At 72.6% G+C, this 26,671-nt stretch carries 24 protein-coding genes, 1 tRNA gene and 1 pseudogene; 15 read left to right on the top strand and 11 right to left on the bottom strand.

Features of this window, described 5'->3' with window-relative positions; all coding sequences use genetic code 11:
- Positions 1-7: 7 nt before the first annotated feature.
- From VIW71_RS20790 to VIW71_RS20840, 11 genes are all read left to right on the top strand, one after another.
- Positions 8-1,309 carry an ABC transporter substrate-binding protein gene (locus VIW71_RS20790; RefSeq protein ID WP_331623955.1) on the top strand — a complete coding sequence of 434 codons (1,302 nt, stop codon included), beginning with the start codon at positions 8-10 and terminating at the stop codon, positions 1,307-1,309.
- The gene (locus VIW71_RS20795; protein WP_331623933.1) at positions 1,309-2,283 is read left to right on the top strand and encodes a carbohydrate ABC transporter permease; all 975 of its coding nucleotides are present in this window, start codon (positions 1,309-1,311) and stop codon (positions 2,281-2,283) included. Before VIW71_RS20790 ends, VIW71_RS20795 begins: the two co-directional genes overlap by 1 nt.
- Before the next feature lie 5 nt (positions 2,284-2,288).
- Entirely contained in the window at positions 2,289-3,203 is a 915-nt protein-coding gene (locus VIW71_RS20800; protein WP_331623934.1) for a carbohydrate ABC transporter permease, read from the top strand.
- Positions 3,200-4,477, top strand: coding sequence for a 6-phospho-beta-glucosidase (locus VIW71_RS20805; protein WP_331623935.1), 1,278 nt, complete (start codon positions 3,200-3,202; stop codon positions 4,475-4,477). Before VIW71_RS20800 ends, VIW71_RS20805 begins: the two co-directional genes overlap by 4 nt.
- Positions 4,468-5,487, top strand: a complete 1,020-nt coding sequence (locus VIW71_RS20810; RefSeq protein ID WP_331623936.1) for an N-acetylglucosamine kinase — start codon at positions 4,468-4,470, stop codon at positions 5,485-5,487. The genes VIW71_RS20805 and VIW71_RS20810 overlap by 10 nt, the downstream gene beginning before the upstream one ends.
- A 250-nt stretch (positions 5,488-5,737) precedes the next feature.
- Entirely contained in the window at positions 5,738-7,153 is a 1,416-nt protein-coding gene (locus tag VIW71_RS20815; protein WP_331623937.1) for a hypothetical protein, read from the top strand.
- A gap of 62 nt (positions 7,154-7,215) precedes the next feature.
- Positions 7,216-8,271 carry a glutamate ABC transporter substrate-binding protein gene (locus tag VIW71_RS20820; RefSeq protein WP_414720798.1) on the top strand — a complete coding sequence of 352 codons (1,056 nt, stop codon included), beginning with the start codon at positions 7,216-7,218 and terminating at the stop codon, positions 8,269-8,271.
- 95 nt (positions 8,272-8,366) lie between these two features.
- Positions 8,367-9,659 carry a hypothetical protein gene (locus VIW71_RS20825; RefSeq protein WP_331623957.1) on the top strand — a complete coding sequence of 431 codons (1,293 nt, stop codon included), beginning with the start codon at positions 8,367-8,369 and terminating at the stop codon, positions 9,657-9,659.
- A 184-nt stretch (positions 9,660-9,843) separates the two neighbouring features.
- Positions 9,844-12,390 (top strand): serine/threonine-protein kinase, encoded by a 2,547-nt coding sequence (locus tag VIW71_RS20830; RefSeq protein WP_331623958.1) that lies wholly within the window; start codon positions 9,844-9,846, stop codon positions 12,388-12,390.
- 3 nt (positions 12,391-12,393) lie between these two features.
- A complete protein-coding gene (locus tag VIW71_RS20835; protein WP_331623938.1) occupies positions 12,394-13,743 on the top strand; it encodes a PP2C family serine/threonine-protein phosphatase in 1,350 nt (449 codons plus the stop codon).
- Between the two features lie 72 nt (positions 13,744-13,815).
- Complete coding sequence (locus VIW71_RS20840; RefSeq protein WP_331623939.1) at positions 13,816-15,147, top strand: vWA domain-containing protein; 1,332 nt, start codon at positions 13,816-13,818, stop codon at positions 15,145-15,147.
- Positions 15,148-15,256: 109 nt separating this feature from the next.
- Here VIW71_RS20840 and VIW71_RS20845 read toward each other — a convergent pair whose 3' ends face one another.
- Positions 15,257-15,391, bottom strand: coding sequence for a hypothetical protein (locus tag VIW71_RS20845; protein WP_331623940.1), 135 nt, complete (start codon positions 15,389-15,391; stop codon positions 15,257-15,259).
- Positions 15,392-15,565: 174 nt separating this feature from the next.
- The gene (locus VIW71_RS20850; protein WP_331623941.1) at positions 15,566-15,820 is read right to left on the bottom strand and encodes a hypothetical protein; all 255 of its coding nucleotides are present in this window, start codon (positions 15,818-15,820) and stop codon (positions 15,566-15,568) included.
- On the opposite strand from VIW71_RS20850, the gene VIW71_RS20855 reads away from it, so the two are divergent.
- Positions 15,813-16,253: an FHA domain-containing protein gene (locus tag VIW71_RS20855; RefSeq protein WP_331623942.1), complete on the top strand. Its 441-nt coding sequence runs from the start codon at positions 15,813-15,815 to the stop codon at positions 16,251-16,253. The two genes, VIW71_RS20850 and VIW71_RS20855, sit on opposite strands and share 8 nt — an antisense overlap.
- A gap of 123 nt (positions 16,254-16,376) precedes the next feature.
- Here VIW71_RS20855 and VIW71_RS20860 read toward each other — a convergent pair whose 3' ends face one another.
- Positions 16,377-17,387, bottom strand: coding sequence for a methyltransferase domain-containing protein (locus VIW71_RS20860; protein WP_331623943.1), 1,011 nt, complete (start codon positions 17,385-17,387; stop codon positions 16,377-16,379).
- A gap of 73 nt (positions 17,388-17,460) precedes the next feature.
- On the opposite strand from VIW71_RS20860, the gene VIW71_RS20865 reads away from it, so the two are divergent.
- On the top strand, positions 17,461-17,865 hold the full coding sequence (locus VIW71_RS20865; RefSeq protein WP_331623944.1) for a globin: 405 nt from the start codon (positions 17,461-17,463) through the stop codon (positions 17,863-17,865).
- A gap of 63 nt (positions 17,866-17,928) precedes the next feature.
- On the opposite strand, the gene VIW71_RS20870 is transcribed toward VIW71_RS20865, so the two are convergent.
- The 6 genes from VIW71_RS20870 to VIW71_RS20895 form a co-directional block, all read right to left on the bottom strand.
- Positions 17,929-18,660, bottom strand: a complete 732-nt coding sequence (locus VIW71_RS20870) for a hypothetical protein (RefSeq protein ID WP_331623945.1) — start codon at positions 18,658-18,660, stop codon at positions 17,929-17,931.
- Positions 18,657-19,076 (bottom strand): acyl-CoA thioesterase, encoded by a 420-nt coding sequence (locus VIW71_RS20875; protein WP_331623947.1) that lies wholly within the window; start codon positions 19,074-19,076, stop codon positions 18,657-18,659. The genes VIW71_RS20870 and VIW71_RS20875 overlap by 4 nt, the downstream gene beginning before the upstream one ends.
- Positions 19,076-20,740, bottom strand: a complete 1,665-nt coding sequence (ettA, locus tag VIW71_RS20880) for an energy-dependent translational throttle protein EttA (RefSeq protein WP_331623948.1) — start codon at positions 20,738-20,740, stop codon at positions 19,076-19,078. Before ettA ends, VIW71_RS20875 begins: the two co-directional genes overlap by 1 nt.
- A 489-nt stretch (positions 20,741-21,229) precedes the next feature.
- Entirely contained in the window at positions 21,230-21,655 is a 426-nt protein-coding gene (locus VIW71_RS20885) for a single-stranded DNA-binding protein (RefSeq protein WP_331623949.1), read from the bottom strand.
- Between the two features lie 127 nt (positions 21,656-21,782).
- Positions 21,783-23,597, bottom strand: coding sequence for an ATP-binding protein (locus VIW71_RS20890; RefSeq protein ID WP_331623959.1), 1,815 nt, complete (start codon positions 23,595-23,597; stop codon positions 21,783-21,785).
- Positions 23,598-23,608: 11 nt separating this feature from the next.
- Positions 23,609-25,234, bottom strand: coding sequence for a dynamin family protein (locus VIW71_RS20895; RefSeq protein ID WP_331623950.1), 1,626 nt, complete (start codon positions 25,232-25,234; stop codon positions 23,609-23,611).
- A gap of 328 nt (positions 25,235-25,562) precedes the next feature.
- Between VIW71_RS20895 and VIW71_RS20900 the strand changes: the two genes are divergently transcribed.
- Positions 25,563-25,635: transfer RNA gene (locus VIW71_RS20900), tRNA-Arg, on the top strand.
- Between the two features lie 263 nt (positions 25,636-25,898).
- Positions 25,899-26,162, top strand: coding sequence for a hypothetical protein (locus tag VIW71_RS20905; protein ID WP_331623951.1), 264 nt, complete (start codon positions 25,899-25,901; stop codon positions 26,160-26,162).
- 17 nt (positions 26,163-26,179) lie between these two features.
- Here VIW71_RS20905 and VIW71_RS20910 read toward each other — a convergent pair.
- Both VIW71_RS20910 and VIW71_RS20915 read right to left on the bottom strand, forming a co-directional pair.
- A pseudogene (locus VIW71_RS20910) lies at positions 26,180-26,314 on the bottom strand (DNA-binding response regulator); the annotation flags it as partial.
- 34 nt (positions 26,315-26,348) lie between these two features.
- Positions 26,349-26,671 (bottom strand): potassium-transporting ATPase subunit KdpA (locus VIW71_RS20915; protein WP_331623952.1); only part of this gene is annotated, 323 nt, incomplete at its 5' end.

Here is a 26,671-nt window from a genome sequence, read left to right on the forward strand (position 1 = left end):
CGCCACCATGGCGGTCACCGCCGCGCTGTCCCTGCTCGCGAGTGCGTGTACCGGCCAGGGTTCCACCTCGGCCGACGACGACGCCTCCAAGGACGTCACCATCACGTTCTGGCACGGCTGGAGCGCCCCGAGCGAGCTGAAGGCGATCAACGACAACGTCGACCGGTTCGAGACGGCGCACCCCAACATCCACGTCAAGGTGCAGGCCAACATCTCCGACGACAAGATCAACCAGGCGCTGCGGGCGGGCGGTGACCGGGCCCCCGACGTCGTCTCCTCCTTCACCACCGACAACGTCGGCCAGTTCTGCTCATCGGGCTCCCTGGCCGACCTCGCACCCTTCCTGGCGAAGTCGGCCATCGACCCGGCCGCCACCTTCCCCAAGCCGATGCTGGAGTACACGCAGTTCCAGGGGAAGCGCTGCACCCTGCCGCTGCTCGGCGACGCGTACGGGCTCTACTACAACAAGAAGGCGTTCGCCGCGGCCGGCATCACCGCGCCGCCGAAGACGCTGTCGGAGTTCAAGCAGGACGCGGTCAAGCTGACGAAGACCACGGGGGATTCGTACAGCCAACTCGGCTTCATGCCGAACTTTCACGGTTACGAGTCGACGCCCGGCCGCTTCGCCGCGCAGTGGGGCGTGCGGTACTTTGACGCGGCGGGCAGGTCCCGGGTGGCCCGGGACCCCGGTTTCGCCGCGATGTTCACCTGGCAGCAGGACCTGGTGAAGGCACTCGGCGGCTTCACGAAACTGGAGAAGTACCGGGCCGGCTTCGGTGACGAGTTCGGCGCGAAGAACCCGCTGCACACCGGCCAGGTCGCGATGGGCATCGACGGCGAGTGGCGGCTCGGCATGGCCAGGGACGCCGGGATGAACGACCTCGGCGTGGCGCCCTTCCCGGTCCCCGACGACCAGGCGGGCACGTACGGCAGGGGCTACCTGTCCGGCACGATCATCGGCATCGCCAGCACCAGCGCCAAGAAGAACGCCGCCTGGGAACTGGTGAAGTTCATGACCACCGACACCGACGCGGTCGTCTCCTTCGCCAACGCCATCCACAACGTGCCCTCCACACTCGCCGCGCTGGAGTCCCCGCGGCTGGACGCCGACCCCGGCTTCCGGACCTTCCTCGGCATCGTGCGGCACCCGGACAGCACGACCACTCCGTCCAGTGTCAACGGCGGCGCGTACCAGGCCACACTCCAGGACTTCGGCTACGCGTACGAGTCCGGACGGTCCAAGGATCTGCAAGCCGGTCTGCGCGGCGTCGACTCCCAGGTCGACAAGGACATAGCGCAGGTCAAGTGATGAGCGCCACCGACCTCCCGGCACCCGGCCGGCGGCCCGGCGGCGCGCTGCGCGCCCGCAGCCGCAGGCGTGCGCTGCGCAACCTCGCCTTCCTGTCACCCTGGCTCGTCGGCTTCGGCGTCTTCTTCGCCTACCCGCTGCTGTCCACCGTCTACTTCTCCTTCATGCACTACGACGGGTTCAACCCACCGGCCTGGACCGGCGGCACGAACTGGTCGTACGTCCTCGGCGACTACCCGCTGTTCTGGCCCGCGCTGCGCAACACGCTGTGGCTGGTCGTCGTCATGGTGACCCTGCGGGTGGTCTTCGGGCTCGGCATCGGCCTGCTGATCACGAAGATCAAGACCGGCGCGGGCCTGTTCCGTACCGCCTTCTACCTGCCCTACCTGGCCCCTCCGGTCGCCGCCACCATGGCGTTCGTCTTCCTGCTCAACCCCGGCACCGGCCCGGTCAACCACATGCTCGGCGGCATCGGCGTTCCCACCCCGGGGTGGTTCACCGACCCGCACTGGTCCAAGCCCGCGCTGACCGTGCTGGCCCTGTGGGGCATCGGCGACCTCATGGTGATCTTCATGGCCGCCCTGCTCGACGTACCGAAGGAGCAGTACGAGGCCGCCGAGCTGGACGGCGCGGGAGCGTGGCACCGCTTCCGGTTCGTGACGCTCCCGAACATCTCCCCGATCGTGACGTTCGCTGTGGTCACCGGGGTCATCCAGACCATGCAGTACTACACACAGCCACTGGTCGCCGGGAAGGTCGCCTCCGGCGTCATCGGCAACTCCGGCCAGCAGTTCGAGCCCGGCTACCCCGACAAATCGACCCTGACGCTCCCGCAGCTCGTCTACAACCTCGGCTTCCAGCGCTTCGACTACGGATCCGCGTGTGTCGTGGCACTGGTGCTGTTCGCCCTGGCGATGGCCTGTACAGCGCTGCTGATGCGCCGCGGGGGCACCTTCCTGTCGGCGGAGGACTGATCCCCATGACCCACGCGACTCTCACCACCGGCACCGCCGCGTCCGGCGGGAGCGCCCCGCAGAGCGCCGCCGCCCGCGCCCGGCGCGCCGCCCGGCGCAGACAGTGGCTCCACTGGATCGCGGTGCACGCCCTCGGCATCGCAGCCGCCGCCTTCTTCGTGCTCCCCTTCGTCTTCGTCTTCCTCACCGCGGTGATGAGCGACGACCAGGCCCTCACCCGCGACCTGTGGCCCCACTCCTGGCAGTGGTCCAACTTCCGCACCGTCTGGAACACCCCGGGCTTCCTCACCTGGTGGCGCAACACCCTGCTCTACGCGGTCTGCGGCACCGCCCTGACCATCGCGTCCTCGCTGCCGGTCGCCTACGCCCTGGCGAAGTTCCGGTTCCGCGGGCGCAACCTGGTCATGGTGCTGGTGGTCGCCACGATGATGCTCCCCCCGCAGGTGGTCGTCATCCCGATGTACCTGTTCTGGACCAAGCAGCTGGGCCTCGACGGCACCCTGTGGCCGCTGATCGTCCCGATGGCCTTCGGCGACGCCTTCACCATCTTCCTGCTGCGGCAGTTCCTCCTCACCATCCCCAAGGAGTACGGCGAGGCCGCCAGGGTCGACGGCTGCGGCGAACTGCGCACCCTGCTCACCGTGATCGTCCCCATGATCAAACCGGCCCTCGCCGCGGTCGCCCTCTTCCAGTTCTTCTACTGCTGGAACGACTACTTCGGCCCGCAGATCTACGCCAGCTCCAACACCGCCGCCTGGACGCTCAGCTACGGCCTGGAGTCCTTCAAAGGCGCCCACCACACCAACTGGAACCTGACGATGGCGGCCACCGTACTGGTGATGGCACCGGTGATCGCCGTCTTCTTCTTCGCGCAGAAGGCCTTCATCGAAGGCGTGACCCTGACAGGAGTCAAGGGATGAAACTGGCAGTCGTGGGCGGCGGGTCCACGTATACGCCCGAACTGGTCGACGGATTCGCGCGGTTGCGGGAGAGCCTGCCGGTCGAGGAGCTGGTGCTGGTCGATCCGGCGGCCGAGCGGGTCGAGCTGGTGGGCGGGCTGGCCCGGCGCATCCTCGGGCGCCAGGGACACCCGGCGAAGGTGGTGACCACCGCGGATCTGGAGGCGGGAGTGGCGGGAGCCGACGCGGTGCTGCTCCAGTTGCGCGTCGGGGGGCAGGCGGCACGCAACGAGGACGAGACGTGGCCGCTGGAGTGCGGCTGCGTCGGGCAGGAGACGACGGGCGCGGGCGGCCTCGCCAAGGCGCTGCGCACCGTCCCGGTGGTGCTGGACATCGCCGAACGGGTGCGGCGGGTGGCGCCGCAGGCCTGGATCGTCGACTTCACCAACCCGGTCGGCATCGTGACGCGGGCGCTGCTCCAGGCCGGGCACAAGGCGGTCGGGCTGTGCAACGTGGCGATCGGGTTCCAGCGGAAGTTCGCGCGACTGCTGGATGTGGCGCCCGAACAGGTGCACCTCGACCATGTGGGGCTCAACCACCTCACGTGGGAGCGGGGGGTGCGGCTCGGCGGGCCGGGCGGCGCGGACGTGCTGCCGAAGCTGCTCGCCGGACACGGTGCCGAGATCGCCGCCGAGCTGCGCCTGCCGCGGGAGATCCTGGACCGGCTCGGCGTCGTGCCCTCCTACTACCTGCGGTACTACTACGCGCACGACGAGGTGGTGCGGGAGCTGCGGACCAAGCCGTCGCGGGCGGCCGAGGTGGCCGCGATGGAGCAGCGGCTGCTGGACATGTACGCGGACCCGGCTCTGGACGAGAAGCCGGAACTGCTGTCCGAACGCGGCGGGGCCTACTACTCGGAAGCGGCGGTGGCGCTGGCCGCGTCCCTGCTGCGGCCCGCGTCCGCCTCCTGGTCCGGCGACGTGCAGGTGGTGAACACGTACAACAACGGCACCCTGCCGTTCCTCGCCGACGACGCGGTGATCGAGGTGCCGGCGGTGGTGGACGGCGGCGGCGCCGCGCCGCTGCCGGTCGCACCGCTCGATCCGCTGTTCGCGGGCCTGATCGCGAGCGTCACGGCGTACGAGGACCTGGCTCTGGACGCGGCGCTGCGCGGCGGGCGGGACCGGGTCTTCCGGGCGCTGCTGGCACACCCGCTGATCGGGCAGTACGAGTACGCGGACGCGCTGACCGACCGTCTCGTCGCGCACAACCGGGAGCACTTGGCGTGGGCCTGACCCTGGAGCCGCTCGTGCCCGGCGGCGTTCTCGCCATCGACGCGGGCAACAGCAAGACCGACGTGGCGCTGGTCGCCGCCGACGGGACGGTGCTCGGCGCCGCGCGCGGCGGCGGGTTCCAGCCGCCGGTCGTCGGGGTCGAGGCGGCCGTCGGGTCGCTCGCGCGCATCGTGGCGCGCGCGGCCGCCCAGGCGGGCCTGGCCGCCGAGGGAAGTGCGGCGGGGGACGGGACACCGCTGGCCGAACACACGTCGGCGTGCCTGGCCAACGCGGACCTGCCGGTCGAGGAGCGGCAACTCGAAGCAGCGGTGCACGCACGGGGGTGGGCGCGTACCACGCGGGTCGCCAACGACACGTTCGCGATCCTGCGGGCCGGGGTGGACGAGCCACGGGGCGTCGCGGTGGTGTGCGGCGCGGGCATCAACTGCGTGGGGATGCTGCCGGACGGGCGCACCGCGCGGTTCCCGGCGCTCGGCAGGATATCCGGGGACTGGGGCGGCGGGTACGGGCTCGCCGAGGAGGCCCTGTGGTACGCGGCCCGCGCCGAGGACGGGCGCGGCGGGCCGACCGCGCTGGCCTCGACGCTGCCGGGGCATTTCGGGCTGCCGTCGATGTCCGCGCTGATCGAGGCGCTGCACCTGCACACGATTCCGGGGACGCGGACGTACGAGCTCACGCCGGTTCTCTTCGCGACGGCGGACGCGGGCGATCCGGTGGCCAGGACGATCCTGGACCGGCAGGCCGAGGAGATCGTCGCGCTGGCCGTGGTGGCACTCGGCCGGCTCGACCTGCTGGAGGAGGAGACGGACGTCGTGCTCGGCGGTGGCGTCATGGCGGCGCGCCATCCGTATCTGATGGACGCGCTCACCGCCCGCCTCGCCTCCCGCGCCCCCAAGGCCCGCCCCCGCGTCGTCACCGCTCCCCCGGTCCTGGGCGCGGCGCTGCTCGGCCTCGACCGCGTCACCGCGCCCCCGGCGGCCCACGCGGCCCTGCGCGCGCACTACGCCTGACAGTTCGGGGGGTACGGAAGGGCTCGCGCCGGCAGCGCGGCGCGCGGGCGCACGGCGTACGACCCCGGCCGTGCGCCCACCCGCCCCGCTTCCCGGTTCAGCGGGCGTGGAACCGAACCCCCGTGCGGGAGCGTGTGGGCTGCTGGGGGGAGGGGAGATCCGCCCCCGGCGGTGGAAGCGCGCAGGCAGCGCCAGCCATACTGCTGCATGACCTCCGCATACGCGGTGGTCCGGGGCTGGGGGAGGGTAAGTGACGCACACGCCGACGCGAGGCGCAGCACCAGACACAGGAGGGTCCGCGGCGCCCCGGGCGGCACCGCGGCGCCGGGCGTGGCGCGAAACGGCCGAGCGTCTGCGCGCCTCGGCCACCACCGAGCCCGGCCGCCTCCGCATCATCGGCGCGACCCTTGCCGTCCTCGTCGTCGCGTTCGGCACCGTCACCGCCTGGCAGATCACCGAGCGTTCGACCGCGGCCGGCGACGTGCTGAACCACAGTGCCCGGCTGAGCGCGGACGCCGCCGAGATCTACCGTTCCCTCGCCGACGCGGACGCCACCGTCGCGGGCGGCTTCCTGGTCGGCGGACAGCAGCCGAAATCCTCCGAATCCTCCGTCCGCTACAAGAAGGACATCGAGAAGGCCACGCGCCTGATCACCGAGGCCGCCGCGAACAGCCAGGGCTCCGCCGAGGCCCGCGCCCAGCTCACCTCGCTCAACACCCAACTCCCCTTCTACGTGGAGCTCGTCGCCACCGCCCAGGCCAACAACCGGCAGGGCTTCCCGCTGGGCGGCGCCTATCTGCGGTACGCCAACGAGCAGATGCGCAAGGACGGCGGTCTGCTGGACGCGGCCGGAAAGCTGTACGCCGCGGAGACCGCCCGCCTCGGCCACGACTACGGCCGGGCCGAGGCGCTGCCGTGGGCCGCGTGGGCGCTGGGCGTGACCGCGCTGGGCGCCCTGGTGTGGGCGCAGCGCCGCCACTACCGCCGTACCAACCGGGTGTTCAACCAGGGCATGCTGGCGGCGAGCGCCGCCGGCGCGGTGGTCCTGCTGTGGCTGGTGGTGGGGCACACGGTGGCCCGTACGCAGCTCGACACCTCGTACGCGCACGGCGCCAGGTCGATGCAGGTGCTCAACGACGCGCGGATCAAGGTGCTCCAGTCCCGCGGCGACGAGAACCTGACGCTGGTGGCGCGGGGTTCGGGCGAAAAGTACGACACGAACTTCAACGAGGGCATGGACGCGCTCGCGGGCGAGGACCCCGAGGGCGTCGGCGGCGAACTGGCGCGGGCGCTGGCGCTCGCGGACAGCCCCGAGGGTCGCGCCCCGGTGGAGGCGGCCATCAAGAACGTGCAGACCTGGCGGGAACGGCACGCGGCGGCCCGCGAGAGCGACGACAACGGCGACTACACGACGGCGGTCGCCCGGGTGATCGGCGGCCTGGACAGCGACAACAACGAAGTCGAGGAGACCACCGAGCAGTCCTTCCGCGCGGTGGACGACAGCCTGGAGCAGGCCGTCGTCCAGGAGCAGGGGGAGTTCCGGAAGGCGGCCGACGACGGCCGCGGCGCCCTGTCGCTGCTGCCGGCCGGCGCGGCACTGCTCGCGCTGCTGGCCGCGGCGGGCGCGGTGCTCGGCATCGGGCGCCGCCTGTCGGAGTACCGGTGAGCGGGATGCGGACGAAGCGGGCGGACCGTATGAAAAGTACAGACGGGGCGAGGAGGCGGACGGTGAGTGGTGGGGGGCACCTCCCGGGCCGAAGGCTGTGGGCGAGGCGGGGCTGGGGCGGCGTCGCGGCGATGGCGGCGGCGTGCGCGCTGGCCGTGACCGCCGCGCTGCTGCCGCTGGACGACAGCGGTACCGACGCCGCGCCGGCGGTACGCACCCCGGCCGTGCCGGTCACGCGGGCCGGCTACGCGTCCGCCCAGGACGGTTGCGCCGACCCGGAAGCGAGCCTGGACCCGCTGACCGGCCCCACCGACGGCGCCGCCGTACGGACCATCGTCGACCGCGAGCGCCTGGTCGTCGGCGTGGACCAGAACAGCTATCTGTGGGGCTTCCGCGACCCGGCCACCGGCCGGATCGACGGTTTCGACATCGACATCGTGAAGGCCGTCGCGCAGGACATCCTCGGCGACGAGGACAAGGTGCAGTACCTGACCGTGCCGACCAACAAGCGCATCGAGCTGATCGAGAACGGCACGGTGGACATGGTGGTACGCACCATGACCATCAACTGCAAGCGGCTGGAGGACGTGGCCTTCTCCACCGCCTACTTCGAGGCGGGCCAGCAGATCCTCGCCCCCAAGAGCTCACCGATCACGGGGTACGACGCCAGCCTCAAGGGCATGAGGGTCTGCACGGCGGACGACTCCACCGGTGACACGAAGCTCACCGACATCGACAAGGCCACCGGGAAGTCCGACGCCCAGCGGTTCGGCGCCGATGTGCAGATCGTGCCCAACCAGCTGGACTGCCTGGTCAGGGTGCAACTGGGTCTGGCCGACGCGGTCCTCACCGACAACGCCCTCGCCGCCGGCCAGGCCGCGCAGGACCCCTCGATGGAACTGAAGGGCCGACCGGTCACCCGGGAGCCGTACGGTGTGGCCATGAACCTCGGCTCCCCCGATCTGGTACGCAGGGTGAATCAGGTTCTCGACGGCTACCGGGCGGGCGGCTCCGGCAGCGCGTGGATGAAGTCGTACGACCACTGGCTCGCCGACGAGCTGAAAGGGATCAGCGGGCCGCCCGAGCCGAAGTACAAAGTGACGCCGACGCAGCACTGATGCCGACGTATAAGTAGTGCCGACAAGCAGTGCCGGCAAGAAGCGGCGCCGACAACGCAGAAGTGACGCCCACGAACGCACAGGAAGAGGGTGTGATGGCGGTCGCGGGACCATCCGGGCCGGTGATGGGCCGGGAGGAGGTGGACCGTGCCCTGGCACGGCTCGGCACCGAGCACGAGGCGATCGAGTCCTCCCTGCTCGCCCTCCAGGACCACTCGGGACGGCGGCTGCTGGAGGGCGCGGAGCTGACCGGCGTCACCAAGGAGCGGTGGGCCGAGACGGACGCCGCGATCTCCGTGCTGTGGACGCACTTCGAGGCGTACACCGAAGCTCTCTCCGCCGCCCGGGAGCTGCGGGGCCGCCGCCGCTGGCCCACCCAGACCGAGCTGAACCGGCTCACCGAGCTGCTGCGCGGCGACGGCGTCACGGTGACCGGCGCCGCGGTGCCGGACGGCGCCCGCTCCCTGACCGGCCCCGCCCGGCTGACCGAACAGCTCAGCCTGGAGCGGCTGCTGGAGCGGATGAACGGGTGGTACGACCAGGCCATGGAGACGGTGGCCGCCGCCGACTCCGTGTGGTCCGCGCTGCCGGCCCGGATAGACCTGCTGGCCGCCGAGACCCGGCGGGTCCGGTCACTGGCGGACTCGGTGGGCGTACGTCCCGGCACCCATCCGTCCGGCGACGAACTGGAGCAGCTCGTCGCGGAGCTGACCGTGCTGCGGGCGCAGACCGTGTCGGACCCGCTCGCCTTCTGGCAGGCGCAGCCGCCGCCCGGCCGGCCCGACACCTCGCGGTACGAGCAGGCGGGCCGCCGCCTGGAGGAGATCCGCCGCGAGGTGGAGGCGGTGCTGCACGTACGGGACGACGCCGAGCACCGGCTGAAACGGCTGCGCGACGTGCTGTCCCGGGCCGACCGCACGCTGACCGAGGCGCGCAGCGCCCGCGTCGAGGTGCTGTCGAAGATCCTCGCCTCCGACGTGCCCGCGGTCAGCGGCCCGGCCGCGGCGCTGCACGAACAGCTGGCCGCGGCTGAGGGGTTCAGCCGGACCGCGCAATGGCACCGGCTCTCCCCGCTGCTGGACAGCCTGGAACAGCACGCCGACGACGAACTGCTGCGCGCCCGCGACTCGCTGACCGCGGTGACCGCGCCGCTGGCCGTACGGGCCGAGCTGCGCGGCAGGCTGGACGCGTACCGCGCGAAGGTGGCCAGGCTGGGCATGGCCGAGGACCCGGTGCTGATCGAACGGTACGACCAGGCACGCCGCCTGCTGTGGAGCGCGCCGTGCGACCTAGCCGCCGCGGAGCGCACCGTTCAGCGCTACCAGCAGGCCGTCGCGGAGATCGGCAGCACGCCGCGTACGCCCGAGGACCGCCGGGGGCCGGTGTGACGGGGACGAGGACAGGGCCAGGAGCGGGGACAGGGGCGGGGACAGGGGCCGGCGGACGGGATCACACGTGCGGCGGGCGGCAGGACACGCACAACGGCGACCGACGGGAAAACGTCGGAGAAAGGCTGAGGGGGAGACCGTGAGCAAGTGCCAACGGCCAGGTTGCGGCGGGACCTTGGAGGACATGGGCGGCGGGGAGCTGTACTGCGACACGTGCGGGCTCGCGCCGCTGCCGGCCGCGGCTCCGGCTCCCGGGCCGGGGCCCGCCGCCGCCGTGCCCTCGGCGCGGTCCGGTTCGGACTCCGGGCCTTCCGCCTCGCAGTCCTCGCGTTCGTCGAAGTCCTCCTCGCAGGCGTCCCGCCGGTCGGTCTCCGGGCGGCTGTCGCAGGGCCTGAGCGGCGGCTCCACCGGCCGTTCGGTCTCGGTGCGCAGCACCCGGGGCAGCACCGGCGGTCCCGCGCGCGGCAAGCTGGGCGCCGGCCTGGTGTCCGTACCGCCGATCCCGCGGCCCGATCCGGCCGCCGCGGTGCTCGCCAACCCCGAGGTGCCCGAACGCAAGCGGTACTGCAGCCACTGCGGCGCGCCCGTGGGCCGCAGCCGCGGCGACCGGCCCGGCCGTACCGAGGGGTTCTGCACCAAGTGCGGGCACCCGTACTCCTTCACGCCCAAGCTGCGGCCGGGCGACGTGGTGCACGGGCAGTACCACGTGGTGGGGTGCCTGGCGCACGGCGGGCTCGGCTGGATCTACCTCGCGGTGGACCGCGCGGTCTCCGACCGCTGGGTGGTGCTCAAGGGCCTGCTGGACACCGGGGACGAGGACGCGCTGGCCGCGGCCCTGTCCGAGCGGCGGTTCCTCGCCGAGATCGAGCACCCCAACATCGTCCGCATCTACAACTTCGTCGAACACCTCGACCAGCGCACCAACACCCTCGACGGCTACATCGTGATGGCCTACGTCGGCGGCAAGTCGCTGAAGGAGATCGCCAACGAGCGGCGCGGCCCGGACGGCAGGCGCGAGCCGCTGCCGGTCGCGCAGGCCATCGCGTACGCCATCGAGGCGCTGGAGGCCCTGGGCCACCTGCACAGCCGCAACCTGCTGTACTGCGACTTCAAGGTGGACAACGCGATCCAGACCGGGGACCGGCTCGAACTCATCGACATGGGCGCGGTGCGCCGGATGGACGACGCCGAGTCGGCGATCTACGGCACGGTCGGCTACCAGGCGCCCGAGGTCGCCGAGGTGGGGCCGTCGGTCGCCTCCGATCTCTACACCGTCGCGCGCACGCTGGCCGTGCTGACCTTCGACTTCCAGGGCTACACCAATGTCTTCGCGGACAGCCTGCCCGACCCGGCCAACATCGAGGTGTTCTCTCGGTACGAGTCGTTCTACCGGCTGCTGGTACGGGCCACCGACCCGGACCCGGGCAAGCGGTTCGCCTCCGCGGAGGAGATGGCGGACCAGCTGCTGGGGGTGCTGCGGGAGGTCGTGGCGCTGGAGACGGGACAGCCACGGCCGGCCCTGTCCACCCTGTTCGGGCCGGAACTGCGGGTGGTGGACACGGAGTTGGTGCGGCCGGTGACCGGTGACACCTCCACACTCGGCGGGGACCGGGCGCCGGCGCGGGCGGCCCGCGAGCGGGAGAGGGCAGGGGCGCTGCCGCCGGGGGGCGGCGCGCCGGTCTCGCTGCCCTCCACGGCTCACGGCGGGGGCGCCGCGCCCGTCCCCGTACCGGGCAGCGGACCCATCGCGGGCGGGCGGCCCGCCCGTGGCCCCGCCACGCCCGTGGTGTCCCGTCTCGACGCGGGCGCCGCCGTACTCGCCCTGCCCGTACCGCACGTGGACCCGTCCGACCCCAACGCCGGTTTCCTCGCCGGTCTCTCGGCCGCAGCGCCCGCCGAACTGGTGGTGGCGCTCCAGTCGGCGCCCGAGGACTCGGTGGAGAAGCGGCTGCGCGACGTACGGGCCCGCCTGGAGCTGAACGACACCGAGGGCGCCCGACTGGCGCTGCGGTCGCTCGCCCACTCCGCCGACGGCAGTGCCGACTGGCGGGTGGTGTGGCACCGCGGGCTGGCCGCGCTGTGCACCGGCGACCACGGGACGGCGGCGCTCAGCTTCGACGCGGTCTACGACGCCTTCCCCGGCGAGCCCGCGCCCAAGCTGGCACTGGGCATCTGCGCCGAGGTGCTGGGCCAGCTCGACAACGCCGCCGAGTACTACCGGCTGGTGTGGGCGACCGACCAGAGCTATGTGAGCGCCGCGTTCGGCCTGGCCCGGGTGCTGCTGCGGTCGGGCGACCGGCACGGGGCGGTACGGGCGCTGGAGTCGGTGCCCGAGTCCTCGATCCACTACACCGCGGCGAGGGTCGCCGCGATACGGGCCCGGCTGCGGGAACGGTCGCCGGGCGAGCCGCTGCTGCCGGATCTGTACGCGGCCTCCCGGCAGGTCGAGGAGTTGCAGCGGCAGGGCCTGGACGCCGACCGGCGCGAGCAGTTGGCGACGGAGGTGCTGGGCAGCGCGCTGGACTGGGTGCTGGCCGGACGCACCGGCGAGGCGGGCGCCCCGGCGGCGTCGCCCACCGGCCGTGTGCTCGGTGCCGAACTGAGCGAGCGCGGCCTGCGGTTCGGCCTGGAACGCTCCTACCGCGTGCTGGCCCGGCTCGCCCAGCAGGGCAGCACCAGGATCGAACTGGTGGAGCGGGCGAACCGCTTCCGCCCCCGGACATGGGTGTAACCGATGCCACCGCTGCCCGAGTCGGCGCCTTCGACCGATCCCGACACTCCTCCGACCATCTGCCCCCACTGCGCCGAGCCGCTGGACGAGGGCGACCTCTTCTGCGGCGTCTGCGGCCTGGACCTGACGACGGCGGCCGCCGCCCGCGCGGCCGGACCGGGCAGCGGTACGACCGGCACCGGGCCGGGCACGCGTCCGGCCGGCGCCGGACCGGGCGCGGACCGCGACGACAGCAGCGGCACCGCTCCCGGCGGCACGGCCGGAGAGCCGACTGCCGGAGGGGCCTCGGGCGCAGGGCGGCCGGACCCCGACGCCTCCGGCTCCTTCGTGCCGGCGCCGCCGCACGCGGACAGCGGCGCCACCCTCGCGCTGGGCCTCACCGCCCGTGTGTCCGACCCCCGTGCGGAGGAACCTCCCGCGGCCACCGGAGGCACCGGCACCGTGTGCGTGGCCTGCGGGCTCGGCGGCGTGGACGACGACGGCTACTGCGAGCACTGCGGCCACGCGCAGCCCCGCCAGCGCGACCACCAGGAGCAGGAGTTGGAGGGCGTGGCGGCGGTGAGCGACCGCGGTCTGCGGCACCACCGCAACGAGGACGCCTTCACCGTGGCCGCCGCCCGGCTGCCCGACGGCACCCCCGCGGTGGCCGCCGTGGTGTGCGACGGCGTGTCCACCGCGTACCGTCCCGACGACGCCTCGGCCGCAGCCTCCACCGCGGGCAGTGAGTGGCTGCTCGGCGCCCTGGAGCGCGGCACCGGCGCGGAGGAGGCGATGCGCGGCGCGCTGATGGCGGCCTTCGACGCGGTCACCGCGCTCGCCGCCGAGGAGGAGCCGCCGGACGGCCGCCCGCACCACAACGCGCCCGCCTGCACCTGCGTCAGCGCGGTCGTCACCGGCCCGGTCTTCACTGTCGGCTGGATCGGCGACAGCCGCGCGTACTGGGTCCCCGACGACCGCAGCCTGCCCTCCGCGCGGCTCACCGAGGACGACTCGTGGGCGGCGCGGATGGTCGCGGCCGGGCTGATGTCGGAGGCGGAGGCATACGCGGACGAGCGCGCGCACGCGATCACGGGGTGGCTCGGCGCCGACGCGGTGGACGTCGATCCGCACGTCGCCGCGTTCCAGCCGGACGGCCCCGGGGTGATCGTGGTGTGCACCGACGGGCTGTGGAACTACGCCGAATCGGCCGCGGAGATGGCCGAGGTGGTACCGGTCGACGCCCGCGCCCGCCCGCTGCACAGCGCCCGCGCGCTCCTCGGCGTGGCGCTGGACGGCGGCGGCCACGACAACGTGACGGTCGCGGTGCTGCCGTTCCCGGCCGCCATGTCCCGGACAGGATTCCCAACCGCCTAGCTGTCTGTGACGCTGGGGCGGAGCTTGATGAGGGCCTGCGGGCCCGAGGGGTTTAAGGAGCGCAGGAAAACGATGGCAGTTTTTTCCAAGTCGAATGTGCCGCAGTTCTCGGTGGACGTGTACCAGAACGAGTACCTCCCCGAGGGCGGCCGTGAGGTCAACGCCATCGTCACGGTCACCTCGACCGGTGGCGGCACCACCGGCGGCCGGCCGCTGCCGGGCTCCACCGCCTCGGCGAGCGCGGCCGTGGTCATCATGGTCGACTGTTCGGGTTCCATGGAGTACCCGCCGACGAAGATGCGCAACGCCAGGGACGCCACCGCCGTCGCCATCGACACGCTCCGGGACGGTGTGGCCTTCGCCGTCGTCGCCGGCACCCACCAGGCCCGCGAGGTCTACCCGGCCGACGGGGGGCTGGCGATCGCCGGGCCCGCCACCCGCGCCCAGGCCAAGCTGGCGCTGCGCAAGCTCACCTCGGGCGGCGGCACCGCCATCGGCACCTGGCTGCGGCTGGCCGACAGGCTGCTGGCCACCGGTGACGTGGCCATCCGGCACGGCATCCTGCTCACCGACGGCCGCAACGAGCACGAGAGCCCCGAGGCCCTGCGGGACACCCTGGACGCCTGCGCCGGCCGCTTCACCTGCGACGCCCGCGGCGTCGGCACCGACTGGGAGGTCAAGGAGGTGACCGGCATCGCCTCGGCGCTGCTCGGGTCCGCCGACATCGTCGCCGACCCGGCCGGCCTGGCCGCCGACTTCCAGGCGCTGATGGAGAAAGCGATGGGCAAGGAGGTCGCGGACGTGGCGCTGCGGCTGTGGACCCCGCAGGGCGCCGAGATCGCCTTCGTGAAGCAGGTCGCGCCGACGGTGGAGGACCTGACCGCGCGGCGTACCGAGGTGGGTCCGCGGGCGGGCGACTACCCGACCGGGTCGTGGGGCGACGAATCGCGCGACTACCACGTCTCCGTGCGGGTGCCCCCGGCCGGTATCGGCCAGGAGATGCTCGCCGCCCGGCTGTCGCTGGTGCTGCCGGCACCCGACGGCACCTCGCAGGTCCTGGGGCAGGGCCTGGTACGGGCGGTGTGGACCGACGACATGGCCGCCTCCACCCGCATCAGCCCGCAGGTCGCCCACTACACCGGGCAGGCCGAACTCGCCCAGGTCATCCAGCAGGGCCTGGAGGCCCGCAAGGCCGGTGACCTGGACGGCGCCACAGCGAAGCTGGGCCGCGCGGTGCAGCTCGCCAACGCGTCCGGCAACGAGGACACCGCCAAGCTGCTGGCCAAAGTGGTGGACGTGGTGGACGCCGCGAGCGGTACTGTGCGGCTCAAGGCGAGGGTCGCCGACGCCGATGAGATGACCTTGGAGACGCGGTCGACGAAGACGGTCCGCGTCAAGAAGTGACACGACGGAGGGGGCCCGGCACCATGCCGATTTGTCCGAACGGTCATCAGTCCGGGACCGATGACTGGTGCGAGGTCTGCGGCATGCGGATGGACGCGCCGTACTCGGCCTACGGGCCGCGGTCGTCGTCCGCCTCCTCGTCGTCCTCGGCGTCGTCGTCCTCCACGCCGCCGGCCTCCGCCTCGCCGCCCGGCTTCGACGGCGAACCGGCGGAACGCCTGGAACTCTGCCCGGTGTGCGACACCCCGCGGGAGGGGGCGGCGATCTACTGCGAGGTGTGCCGCTACAACTTCCGGACCCACTCGCCGACGATCGCGCCGGTGTCGCCGGCCGAGCCGCCTCTGTCCCCGCCGGTCGGGCCGTCGGCTCCGGCGCCGCCGGTCTCTCCGGTCGCGCCGGAGTTCCCGCCCTACGAGCGCTACGAGTCGCAGCGGTCACGGCCCTCGCAGATCAACCGGCCGGCGGAGCCGGTGCCTTCGGAGTCGGTGACGGTGACTTCGGGGTCCGGGGACTTCCTGCTGGACCCGCCGTCGAAGCCGGTGAGGCCCCACCCGGGGGTGGCGTCCGCGGCGTCCGCCGGTCCTTCCCCGTCTCCGTCGTCTCCGTCGTCTCCGTCCGCAGCCTCCGCGCCCTCCGCGCCCACGTCAGTCGCCGGTCCCTCCTCCGTGCCCACGGTGGTGCCGTCCGCGGCCGGCCGGGGCACGGCGTGGGTGGCGGTGATCGCCGCCGACCGCGCGTACTTCACCGCGATGATGGCCCGCAGCGGCCCCGAGGCGCAGGGCCTGTACTTCCCCGCGTTCTCGCCCGAGGTGCAACTGCCGCTGGTCGGCCGCCAGATCACCATCGGCCGCCGCCGGCACGGCACCGGCGAGGGTCCCGACATCGATTTGTCCCGCGCCCCGGAGGACCCGGGCGTCTCGCACCAGCACGCCGTGCTGGTGCAACAGCCCGACGGCACCTGGTCGGTGGTCGACCAGGACTCGACCAACGGCACCACGGTCAACCTGGCCGAGGACCCGATCCGGCCCTACACCCCGGTCCCGCTGGACGAGGGCGACCGGGTGCACGTGGGGGCGTGGACGACGATCACGCTGCGGCGGGCGTGAGGCGGTCGGTGGCGGGCGGTCGCTGAACGTGCTCCGACCGGTCGGGGGGCGGTGGCGCAGGGCGGTCGCCCGCGCGCGGCGGCGCGTCAGGCGGTCGCGGGCCCGTACGTTCGGCCGTGGATGCTACGACGTCAGCGGCCAGGTCTCCGGGCCGTGCGGGTCGTCCAGCCACACCCACTGCCGGGGGCCGTCCACGGTGAGGCCGAAGCGGTCGCGCTCGGGGTGGCGGCCGGTGAAGAGCGCGCCGGCGATGCCGCCCCGGGGCGCCCCTCCCCCGGAGCCTTCAGCCCGGGAGGTACCCCCGGCCGCGCCCCGCAGCGGGACGAAGAACGCCGGGGTGCGCAGGAAGCGGCCCTCGGCCCGGTCAGGGCCGTGCACGGTGAGGACGACCACGGCGGTCGCGAACGGGGCGAGGATCCGGCCCCCCGGCCGGCACTGCGCGAGCCAGGCCGGCGGGATCCAGGGCAGCTCGCAGGTGGCCATGATCCGGTCGTACGGGGCCCGGTCCGGATGACCGAGCGCACCGTCGCCGGTGACCACGACGACCGAACGCGCGGCCGGCGTACCGTACGCGTCCAGGTGCGCGCGGGCGGCGGCGGTGATCTCCGGGTCGAGGTCGATGGTGGTGACCGTGTCCGGGCCGAGCCGGTGGGCGAGCAGCGCCGCGTTGTAACCGGTGCCCGCGCCGATCTCCAGCACCCGCTGTCCCTTGATCACCTCCAGTGCCTCGCACATCACAGCCATCAGCGACGGCTGGCTGATCGAGGAGACCAGCTCCCCCTCCACCACCCGCGTGGCGATCGGCTGGTCCGCGTAGGCGGCGGCCAGCCGACGCAGCCGCCGCCGCGCCTCCACGGCTTCGCCCGGCCGGTCGGAGCCGGGGCGCCCGTACCCGGAGCGTTCGTACCCGGGGCGCTCGCGTCCAGCCCGGCCGTCGCCCGGCCGCTCGTACGCGGGCCGCTCGTACCCCACTCCCTCGGACCCCGGTACGAACAGGTGCCGGGGTACCTCCGCGAACGCCTGCCGCCAGGCCGGGTCGGTCAGTCCGCCGCCCGCGACGATCCGCCGTACCATCCGGTTGCGCAGCGCCCTCGCCGCCGCCCGGTACCGCTCGTCGTGAGCCGACTCGCCCATGCCTCCATCGTGCGCCCACCGGCCAGGTCCTACGACCCGGGTACTCGGTCCGGCCGTCTGCGACCATAGGAGGGTGAATGAGATCCCGCAGCCTCCGCTCCGACAGCAGACCCTCTACGAGCTGATCGGCGGCGAGAAGACCTTCCGACGTCTGGTGCACCGGTTCTACCAGGGCGTGGCGGACGACCCCGAGCTGCGGGCGATGTACCCGGAGGAGGACCTGGGACCGGCCGAGGAGCGGCTGACCCTCTTCCTCATGCAGTACTGGGGCGGCCCGCGTACGTACAGCGACGAGCGCGGCCACCCGCGGCTGCGGATGCGGCACGCGCCGTTCGCGGTGAACCGGGCCGCGCACGACGCCTGGCTGCGCCACATGCGGGCGGCGGTGGACGGGTTGGGGCTGGAACCCGACCACGAGCGCCAGTTGTGGGACTACCTGGTGTACGCCGCCGCGTCGATGGTGAACACCCCCGGCTGACCGCCGGCCGGAGAAGGAACCCCGGCCGCGGAACCGGGGGCCGGCGGGTCGGCGCGCCGGCCGTCAGACCGGGGACACCGTCAGACGGCTCGTCGCCGACGCGCCCCGCACCGCCACCGACCCGTACCCGGTACGAAGCCGCACCCACGCCCCGGCCGACAGCAGCACGGCCACGTCCTGCGCTCCCTCCCCGGGGGGAACCCGGAGAAAGCCCAGGGCGTAAGCCGCGTGCACCACCCGCAGGGTCACCGCGCCGCCGGGCCCGAACGACCGCCCCCACAACTCCTCGGCCAGCGCGTCCAACTCCCGCCGCGTACGCCGCTCCTGCGGCAAACCCTCGGTCCGCGCGCGGAATTCCGCGACGGCCTCCGCCGCCACCCCCCGTACGGGTGCCGCGGGCATCTCGGCGATTCGTTGCCAGCCGCCGCGTGGGGGCAGCAGTCCCGCCCACGCGGGCCCGGTCACGGACCGCGGCACCGTGAACTCGGCGCCGCCTTCCGACGCCGCAGCGGAGACCGCCTCCAGCAACTCCCCCGCGGACACCGTCGCGTCCACCGCGACCCCGACCCCGCTGCCGCCGAGCGCCACGCCCTTCACCGCAAGCACGTCCCCGAACGGCGGGTGCCCGAAGACCCCGAGCGCCGCCTCTCCCTCCGCGGAGCGGAGCCGTACCACCGCTGCCTTGTCCCACCGCAGCAGCCGCCCGAGGAAGGCGGCCAGCTCCTCCGCCGCCTCCCCGCCCGCCCCGGCGTCCGTACCTGTATCCGTACCCGCTGTGAAGGCAAGCCGCGTCATGCGGCGACGGCCCCGTCCAGGTACTCCTCCAGAAACGCCCGCTCCTCCGCGGTGATCCGCCTCGGCCGCTGATGCGCGAGGTTGTACGGCACCACGACCGTCGACGCCCGCGCGTAGAGGACCTCCGCATCCTTGACCTCGTACCCGAGCGTCATCGACGCCGCCGCCAGACCCGTCACCCACGTCTCGATGGTCACGGGCTCATGCCGGTGCACCAGCGGCCGCAGGTAGTCGATCTCGTGCCGCGCCACCACGGACCCGCCGGTGAACGACGCGCTCCCCTCGCCCGGGGCCAGGCGGAACATGAAGTCGATCCGCGCCTCCTCCAGGTACCGCAGGAACGCCACATTGTTGACGTGCCCGAAGGCGTCCATGTCCGCCCACCGCAGCGGGCAGCGGAAGATGTGTCGCGCCATCAGCCGCGGGTCAGCTTCTTGTACGTGGCACGGTGCGGCCGCGCCGCGTCCGGGCCCAGCCGCTCGACCTTGTTCTTCTCGTACGACTCGAAGTTGCCCTCGAACCAGAACCACTTGGAGTCGCCCTCGTACGCCAGGATGTGCGTGGCCACCCGGTCCAGGAACCAGCGGTCGTGGGAGACGACCACCGCCGCACCGGGGAACTCCAGCAGCGCGTTCTCCAACGAGGACAGCGTCTCGACGTCGAGGTCGTTGGTCGGCTCGTCCAGCAGCAGCAGGTTGCCGCCCTGCTTGAGGGTGAGCGCGAGGTTGAGGCGGTTGCGCTCACCGCCGGACAGCACCCCGGCGGGCTTCTGCTGGTCCGGGCCCTTGAAGCCGAACGCGGACACGTACGCCCGCGACGGCATCTCGACCTGCCCGACATTGATGTAGTCAAGGCCGTCCGAGACGACCTGCCACAACGTCTTCTTCGGGTCGATGTTGGCCCGGCTCTGGTCGACGTAGGAGATCTTCACGGTCTCGCCGACCTTGATGTCGCCGGAGTCCGGCTGCTCCAGGCCCTGGAGCATCTTGAAGAGCGTGGTCTTGCCGGCGCCGTTGGGGCCGATGACGCCGACGATGCCGTTGCGCGGCAGCGTGAACGACAGGTTGTCGATCAGCACCTTCTCACCGAACGCCTTCGACAGGTTCACCACCTCGACCACGATCGACCCGAGTCGCGGGCCCGGCGGGATCTGGATCTCCTCGAAGTCCAGCTTCCGCATCTTGTCGGCCTCGGCCGCCATCTCCTCGTAACGGGCCAGCCGCGCCTTCGACTTGGCCTGCCGCCCCTTGGCGTTGGAGCGGACCCACTCCAGCTCCTCCTTGAGGCGCTTCTGCCGCTTGGCGTCCTTCTGACCCTCGACCTTGAGCCGCGACGCCTTGTTCTCCAGGTACGTCGAGTAGTTGCCCTCGTACGGGATCGCCCGGCCGCGGTCCAGCTCCAGAATCCACTGGGCCACGTTGTCCAGGAAGTACCGGTCGTGGGTGACGGCGACAACGGTGCCCGGGTACTTGGCGAGGTGCTGCTCCAGCCACTGCACGGACTCCGCGTCCAGGTGGTTGGTGGGCTCGTCCAGCAACAGCAGGTCGGGCGCCTCCAGCAGCAGCTTGCAGAGCGCGACCCGGCGCTTCTCACCACCGGACAGGTTGGTCACCGGCCAGTCGCCGGGCGGGCAGCCCAGCGCGTCCATGGCCTGTTCGAGCTGCGCGTCCAGGTCCCAGGCGTTGGCGTGGTCCAGTTGTTCCTGGAGTCGGCCCATCTCGTCCAGCAGTTCGTCGGAGTAGTCGGTCGCCATCTGCTCGGCGATCTCGTTGAACCGGTCCAGCTTCGCCTTGGTGTCCGCGACGCCGTCCTGCACGTTCTCCAGCACGGTCTTGGACTCGTCCAGCGGCGGCTCCTGCAGCAGCATGCCCACGCTGTACCCGGGCGACAGGAACGCGTCGCCGTTCGACGGCTGCTCCAGTCCGGCCATGATCTTCAGCACCGTGGACTTACCGGCGCCGTTGGGGCCGACCACACCGATCTTCGCACCCGGCAGGAAGCTCAGCGTCACGTCATCGAGGATGACCTTGTCACCGTGCGCCTTGCGCGTCTTGCGCATCGTGTAGATGTACTCAGCCAAGAGAAACCGTCCGGCATTCGAGAAGGGCCAATGTGCGGCTCCGCCGCGTCAGGGCAGATACACCCCATCTTGCCGTACGTCCACCCGTGGGGGCGAATGGGTACCTCAGCAGTCCCTCCTCCACCTCTGACCGGGACCCCGGCGGAGCGGCCTCGTCGGCGTCGGTCGGCGTCGGTCGGCGCCGCACGGCCCACGGACGGCCCAGCACCGGAAAGCAGTGGCCGTCGGGGCCGACCTCGGCCGTGGCCCGCATCCGCCATGCGTCGGTCGGTGCTGCGGCCCCACAGCACCCGGCCCGTCACGGAGGGGGTCAGCCGTCCGCACGGCACCTGGAGCCACGCGTCACACGGCTGCACCGGGACTTCCGCGCACCGATTCCGAGGCCCGACGGCTGTGCGTTCGCGGACATGATTCCGGGACTGTCGACAGATCCTCGACACCATTCATCATCGAATAGCGCTGAATGCTGAATACGGATACTCAGGAAGGTCAGGGCACGGCCGCCGGCATCGGGGGCGCCGACCCGGCCGGTTCCGGCCGGGTCGCGACGGAGGTCGGGTACCCGCGGGTGAACCGGGCGACGCCGCGCGCCAGGTCGTGGCCCAACGCCACCGCCTCGATCTCCGCCGACAGATAGCGGCGGCCGTCCTTCTCGTCTTCACGGATCCTCAGCCGCCCCTGGACGACGAGCGGTTCGCCGAGTCCGACGGATTCCTTGATGTTGCCTGCCAGGTTGCGCCACGCCCGCACCGTGTAGAAGCTCGTCGCCCCGTCCGTCCACGCGCCGCGCTCGGAGTCCCAGCGGCGTGTAGTGGTCGCCAGCCGGAATCGGGTGACGGCCACACCGGTCGCGGTCACCTGCGTCTCGGGCTCGGTCGCGACATTTCCCACGACGGTCACCAGTGTCTCGTTCATCGCACGGTCCTTCCCTGTCGTCACGCTCCCCTGTGGAACGCGCTACGAACATCGTGCGTGAATTCCGATGCCAATAGAGAAAGCGAAGGGGAATCTGTGGACAAACAGCTGACTGTGGACAACTCCGTCACTCGGACGAGTGAACGAGCGCGCGGGAATCCCAGGACCGGGTCGGCCCCGGCGCGGAACCGGCGACCACCGCGTACTGCTCGCGCACCTCGCGGTACCGCATCAGCTCGGCGGCGACCGGTTCGAGTACCCGGGCCCGCCCGCAGTCCGCCGCTGCGTCCCGCAGCCGGCGCTCGGCGGCCTGTCCGTACCGCCGGGCCGGACCGCGGCCGGCGATCCGGCAGGCCCAGGTGACCAGCGGCCCGCCCAGACCGCCGACCGTGATCATGACCAGCGGCGGCCACCACGCGAGATCCAGCGAGCCCAGGGCGACGGTGATCAGACAGACCGCGCCGGCCGCCGCGAGCACCACCAGCAGCCACTGTGCCACGCGGGCCACCGACCACCAGCCCGGCCGCTCGGGCGCGCTCGGCCGGGCGGCCGCCGCCGCGTCGTCCAGCACCGCGGGCAGACCCTCGCCGCCGCGCCGCGCCGCCTCCCGTACCGCCTGGGCCCAGGGCGCGGGCAGCCCGCGGGCCGCGTCCGCGGCAAGGCCACGCACCGCCTCTTCGACCACCGGACGGGACGCGGACACGCTCCCTTCGGCGCCCGCGGCCGGCCTGGCCGCGCCCTCGCCGGGCCGCGCTCCCGTCCCTCGAACGGGTGAAACGGGCGAATAGCGGCCAAAACGGGAACAGGTGTCCGATCCGGTCCGTTCACCGATCAGCCGACCCCACGGTGTGCCGCACGCCTCCCAAGCGGCACGACCCCATTCCCTTTCCGCCGACTGACCGGCGGCGGACGCACCCACAGCGTCCGCGAGCCGGTCGATGAACTCCTCGCGCGCCGGATCAGTGAGCCCGGCGCCGCCTTCGCCGACGTAGAGCGGCTGGAGTCTGCTCGCCGTGCGATCCATGTCGGCCGCCAGCCGCCGCCCCGCCGCGGTGTGCTCGGTGACGATCTGGCCCAGCACGGCACGCAGGTCCGGTACGCCCTGCCCGGTGAGTGCGGAGGCGGCGAGCACGACGGCCCCGGCTTCCCCGTGTTCGCCGACCGCGAGCCCGTCCTCGTCGAGCAGCCGCCGCAGATCGTCGAGGACCAGGTCAGCCGCGTCCCCCGGCAGCCGGTCGACCTGGTTGAGCACCAGCACGGTCACGTCGGCGTACCCGGCCAGGGGACGCAGATAGCGTTCGTGCAGCGCGGCATCGGCGTACTTCTCCGGGTCCAGCACCCATACGACGACGTCCACCAGCCGGAGCAGGCGGTCCACCTGCTCGCGGTGACCGGTGGCGGCGGAGTCGTGGTCGGGGAGGTCGATGAGAACAAGCCCGTCGAGGCTCCGCTCCTCGGCGCTTTCCAGGTCCGCACCGGCCTGGTCGGCGTCACCGACGGAAGAGTGTGCTCTGCCCCACGGCGCCGCGAGGACAAGGCAGTCCGGGAGGCGGCGCCTGGCGTACCGGTGCTCGGGGGAGATGCCGAGGCGATCCAGCAGGCCGGCGGCCGGCACCGGCTGCCAGGCGCAGGCGACGGGGCGGGCCGTGGTGGGCCGCCGCACGCCGGATTCGGACAGGGCGCCCCCGGCCAGCGCGTTGAACAGGGCGGATTTGCCGCTGCCGGTGGCACCGGCGAGGGCGACCACGGTGTGGTCGAGCGACAGCCGCCGCCGCTCACCGACGCGTGCCAGCAGCTCGCCGGTCTCCGCGAGAGCGTCCGGGCTGATCCGGGTCCTGGACAGGCCGAGCAGTTCGCCGAGTGCGTCGACCCGGACGGTCAGCGGGTCGGCTGCGCGGTAACGGCCGGGGGCCGCCGTTGCGGCCGGGGACGAGGGGGTGATGGCCACGCGGGTCACCTCTCCTTCTGCAGTACGGACAGGGCGGCGATCAACGCGGACTGCTGGCCGGCGGTGACGTCGTAGCCGTCGACGGGTGCCAGGCGCCGATCACGTTCGCCGCGCAGCAGAGCGGCGACGGCCTCGTCCAGCCGGTCGCGGGCGACGTCGCGGAGCCGGAGGGCGGTCTGGGCGCCGATGGTCTCGGCCAGCCGTTCGCCGGCGGCACGCCCGCGCCGGCCGCCGAGCAGCACGGTGGCCAGCAGTGCGGCCACGTTCTCGGGGTCGGCGGGGGGCCGGTCGGCGGCGCGGACCCCGCGGACATGGGCGTGGGCGAGGTCGGTGAGGCCGCGCCGCCATTTCCGGACGCCCTTGTCGATCCGCACCGCCACGGCCACCCGGTCCCGGTCCGGGCGGGCGGTGGGTTCGGCCAGCAGTGCCGCGCCGGCCCGGTCGCGTCGCCATGCCTCGGCGACGCGCTCGTCGGCGGCGTCGGTCTCGGTACGCAGCAGCGCCGCCAGCTCCTCGGCCAGGGCGTGCTGGAGGGCTTCGGTGCCGCAGGCCGGGTAGCCCCGCCAGTGGGCGAGCGCCTCACCGGCCAGCGGGGCGCCCGCTTCGATCTCGGCGCCGATCCGGGCGGCGGCCTGGTGGTAGGCGTGCTCGGCGCCGCGGGCGAGCCGTACCGCGGCGGCGTGCTGGGCGGCGGAGGCGGCGGCAAGGGCGGGCAGTCGGCCGCGCAGCGAATCGAGGGTGCCCCAGACGGTGCGAAGTGCGGCCCGCTGCCGGGCGGCAGGGTCCTCGGCGCAGTGCGTCAGCCAGGCGTGCAGCGCGGCCACGGTGGTCTGCGGCAGCAGGCCGCCGTGGCCCGCCGATTCGGGGAGTTCGGGGATGGTGAAGCGGGGCACATCACCGAGGCCGGCCTTGGCGAGCAGGGCCGCGTAGTGCGTGCCGACGTCGTCGGCGATCTGGTGCGGGACGCGGTCGAGGACGGTGGCGAGGGTGACGTCGTACTCCCTGGCCGTGCGCAGCAGGTGCCACGGGAGGGCGTCGGCGTAGCGGGAGGCGGTGGTGACCAGGACCCAGACGTCGGCGGCGCAGATGAGCTCGGCGGCCAGCTCCCTGTTGCGGGTGACCAGGGAGTCGATGTCCGGGGCGTCGAGAAGGGCGAGGCCGCGGGGCAGGGAGTCGTCGGTCTCCAGACGCAGCTCGGCGCGCTCGGGCTCGGGGCGGTCCCGGCCGTCCTCGTCCGCGCGGGACCGCTGCCGCACGGCCCAGGCGCGGGCCAGCCGCGGCAGCACACGGAGGTCGGCGAACCACGCGCGGTCCTCGGGGTGACAGACGAGCACGGGGGTGCGAGTGGTGGGCCGAAGCACGCCGGAGGCGCTGACTCGGCGGCCGACGAGGGAGTTCACCAGGGTGGACTTTCCCGCTCCGGTGGACCCGCCGATGACGGCCAGGAGGGGAGCTTCCGGTGACCTGAGCCGGGGTACCAGATAGTCGTCCAACTGGGTGAGCAGCTCCTGGCGGGTGCGGCGCGCCCGGGCGGCTCCGGGAAGCGGGAAGGGGAAGCGTGCGGCGTCGACACGGTCACGCAGTGCGGACAGCGCGTCAAGCAGCTCGGGCCGTACGTCCAAGATCACCACAATGGCAGAATGCCCCATTTTGCGACGCTCTTGAAGCGCATGCAGGGTGATTTGACCTATTCGGCCCGCAGGATGCGCCAACGGGACAGGCGAGACCCAGGGGACAGAATGAGCCATCGGCATAACGAGTGCACAACAGCAGCATTTCGACACGTCAAAAGCGGTGCGTCTTCGCCACGTGCCTGCGATTATCGGACCGCTTCACCGAACCTCCACAACACGTCACGCGGGTGAAGCACCCGGCAGCGAGCTTGCGGCGCCCTATCCTGGACCCCGGTACGAGGTCACGGAACCACCCAGGGGCGGAGACAGCCGCGGCCACTGTCCGGCCCCCGTAGCTCAGTGGATAGAGCAGGCGCCTTCTAAGCGCTTGGCCGCAGGTTCGAGTCCTGCCGGGGGCACAAACAACCTCTCACCTGCGGTTTCGCGTAGCGGGTGGCGATACGGCCGAAACGACAACGCTAATCGCCCAAGCGCCTTGACTGTCCACGATTGTGGGCACATCGCGTGCCCATGCCCTTCGACATGAGCCCGATGGTCGCTTCTTGGACCCGGTCCCTACGCGCCCGCAACCTCTCCGCCAACACGCAACGCATCTACCAGCACGCCGCCAGTGGCCTGAATGCGTACCTCGCGACGTACACGCCCGGCGTCCTCCGGGGGCATGCCGACCTCGTACACCACCTGCCCGGTCGGCCAGTCCTCCCGCCCCCACAGCCACGCCTCCTGCCAGGCCCCGCGGTGTGGACCCACAGCGCCCGCCCAGCCCGGCCTCGGCGAGCCCCTGCCGGGGGACGGCGTGCCCGTCCAGGTCGATGCGCCAGTCGCCGAACGCCACGATGCCCGGTTCGCTGATGGCGGGCGGGCCGCGCAGGACCGCGCGCAGGCGGCGAGGAATTCGGCGATCGAGAAGGGCCTGGCCAGGTAGCCGTCGGCTTGGGCGTCCAGGGCGGCGATCTTGTCGTCCAGTCCGGATCGTCCCGACAGCACGATGACCGGTACCGCCCTGCGGCCGCGCAGGCCGTGGATGACGTCGATGCCGGGCAGGCCGGGCAGGCCGGGCAGGCCGAGGTCGAGCAGAAAGAGGCCGGGGGTTGGACAGTGGTCGAGGACATCAGTGCAGACCCTCCGCGAGCGGGCCCAGCGCCAGCGCCGGGAAGTACGTGAGACCGACGACGGTCACGACGACGCCGGACAGCAGGCCGACGAACTGCGGCCGGTGGGTGGGCAGGGTGCCGGCCGTGACCGGCACCGGCTGCTGCTTCGCCAGCGCCCCTGCCAGGGCCAGCACGAAGACCATCGGCAGCAGCAGCCGCACCACGACCCGGGTCAGATCCACCCAGAAGTTGCCCACCCGGTCGGTCTGTTTGCGGGTGAACCCGCGGATCAACGCGGCGACGATCGCGATGCCCACCGCCGCGGACACGAAGTTCTGCA

The organism is Streptomyces sp., assembly GCF_036524955.1.
Classification (GTDB): Bacteria; Actinomycetota; Actinomycetes; order Streptomycetales; family Streptomycetaceae; genus Actinacidiphila.

Coding starts and splice junctions, on each gene's coding strand:
- VIW71_RS20790 (WP_331623955.1), top strand. CDS start 8: ATGGCGGTCACCGCCGCGCTGTCCCTGCTCGCGAGTGCGTGTACCGGC.
- VIW71_RS20795 (WP_331623933.1), top strand. CDS start 1,309: ATGAGCGCCACCGACCTCCCGGCACCCGGCCGGCGGCCCGGCGGCGCG.
- VIW71_RS20800 (WP_331623934.1), top strand. CDS start 2,289: ATGACCCACGCGACTCTCACCACCGGCACCGCCGCGTCCGGCGGGAGC.
- VIW71_RS20805 (WP_331623935.1), top strand. CDS start 3,200: ATGAAACTGGCAGTCGTGGGCGGCGGGTCCACGTATACGCCCGAACTG.
- VIW71_RS20825 (WP_331623957.1), top strand. CDS start 8,367: ATGGCGGTCGCGGGACCATCCGGGCCGGTGATGGGCCGGGAGGAGGTG.
- VIW71_RS20830 (WP_331623958.1), top strand. CDS start 9,844: ATGGGCGGCGGGGAGCTGTACTGCGACACGTGCGGGCTCGCGCCGCTG.
- VIW71_RS20835 (WP_331623938.1), top strand. CDS start 12,394: ATGCCACCGCTGCCCGAGTCGGCGCCTTCGACCGATCCCGACACTCCT.
- VIW71_RS20840 (WP_331623939.1), top strand. CDS start 13,816: ATGGCAGTTTTTTCCAAGTCGAATGTGCCGCAGTTCTCGGTGGACGTG.
- VIW71_RS20860 (WP_331623943.1), bottom strand. CDS start 17,387: ATGGGCGAGTCGGCTCACGACGAGCGGTACCGGGCGGCGGCGAGGGCG.
- VIW71_RS20870 (WP_331623945.1), bottom strand. CDS start 18,660: ATGACGCGGCTTGCCTTCACAGCGGGTACGGATACAGGTACGGACGCC.
- VIW71_RS20875 (WP_331623947.1), bottom strand. CDS start 19,076: ATGGCGCGACACATCTTCCGCTGCCCGCTGCGGTGGGCGGACATGGAC.
- VIW71_RS20885 (WP_331623949.1), bottom strand. CDS start 21,655: ATGAACGAGACACTGGTGACCGTCGTGGGAAATGTCGCGACCGAGCCC.
- VIW71_RS20905 (WP_331623951.1), top strand. CDS start 25,899: ATGCCGACCTCGTACACCACCTGCCCGGTCGGCCAGTCCTCCCGCCCC.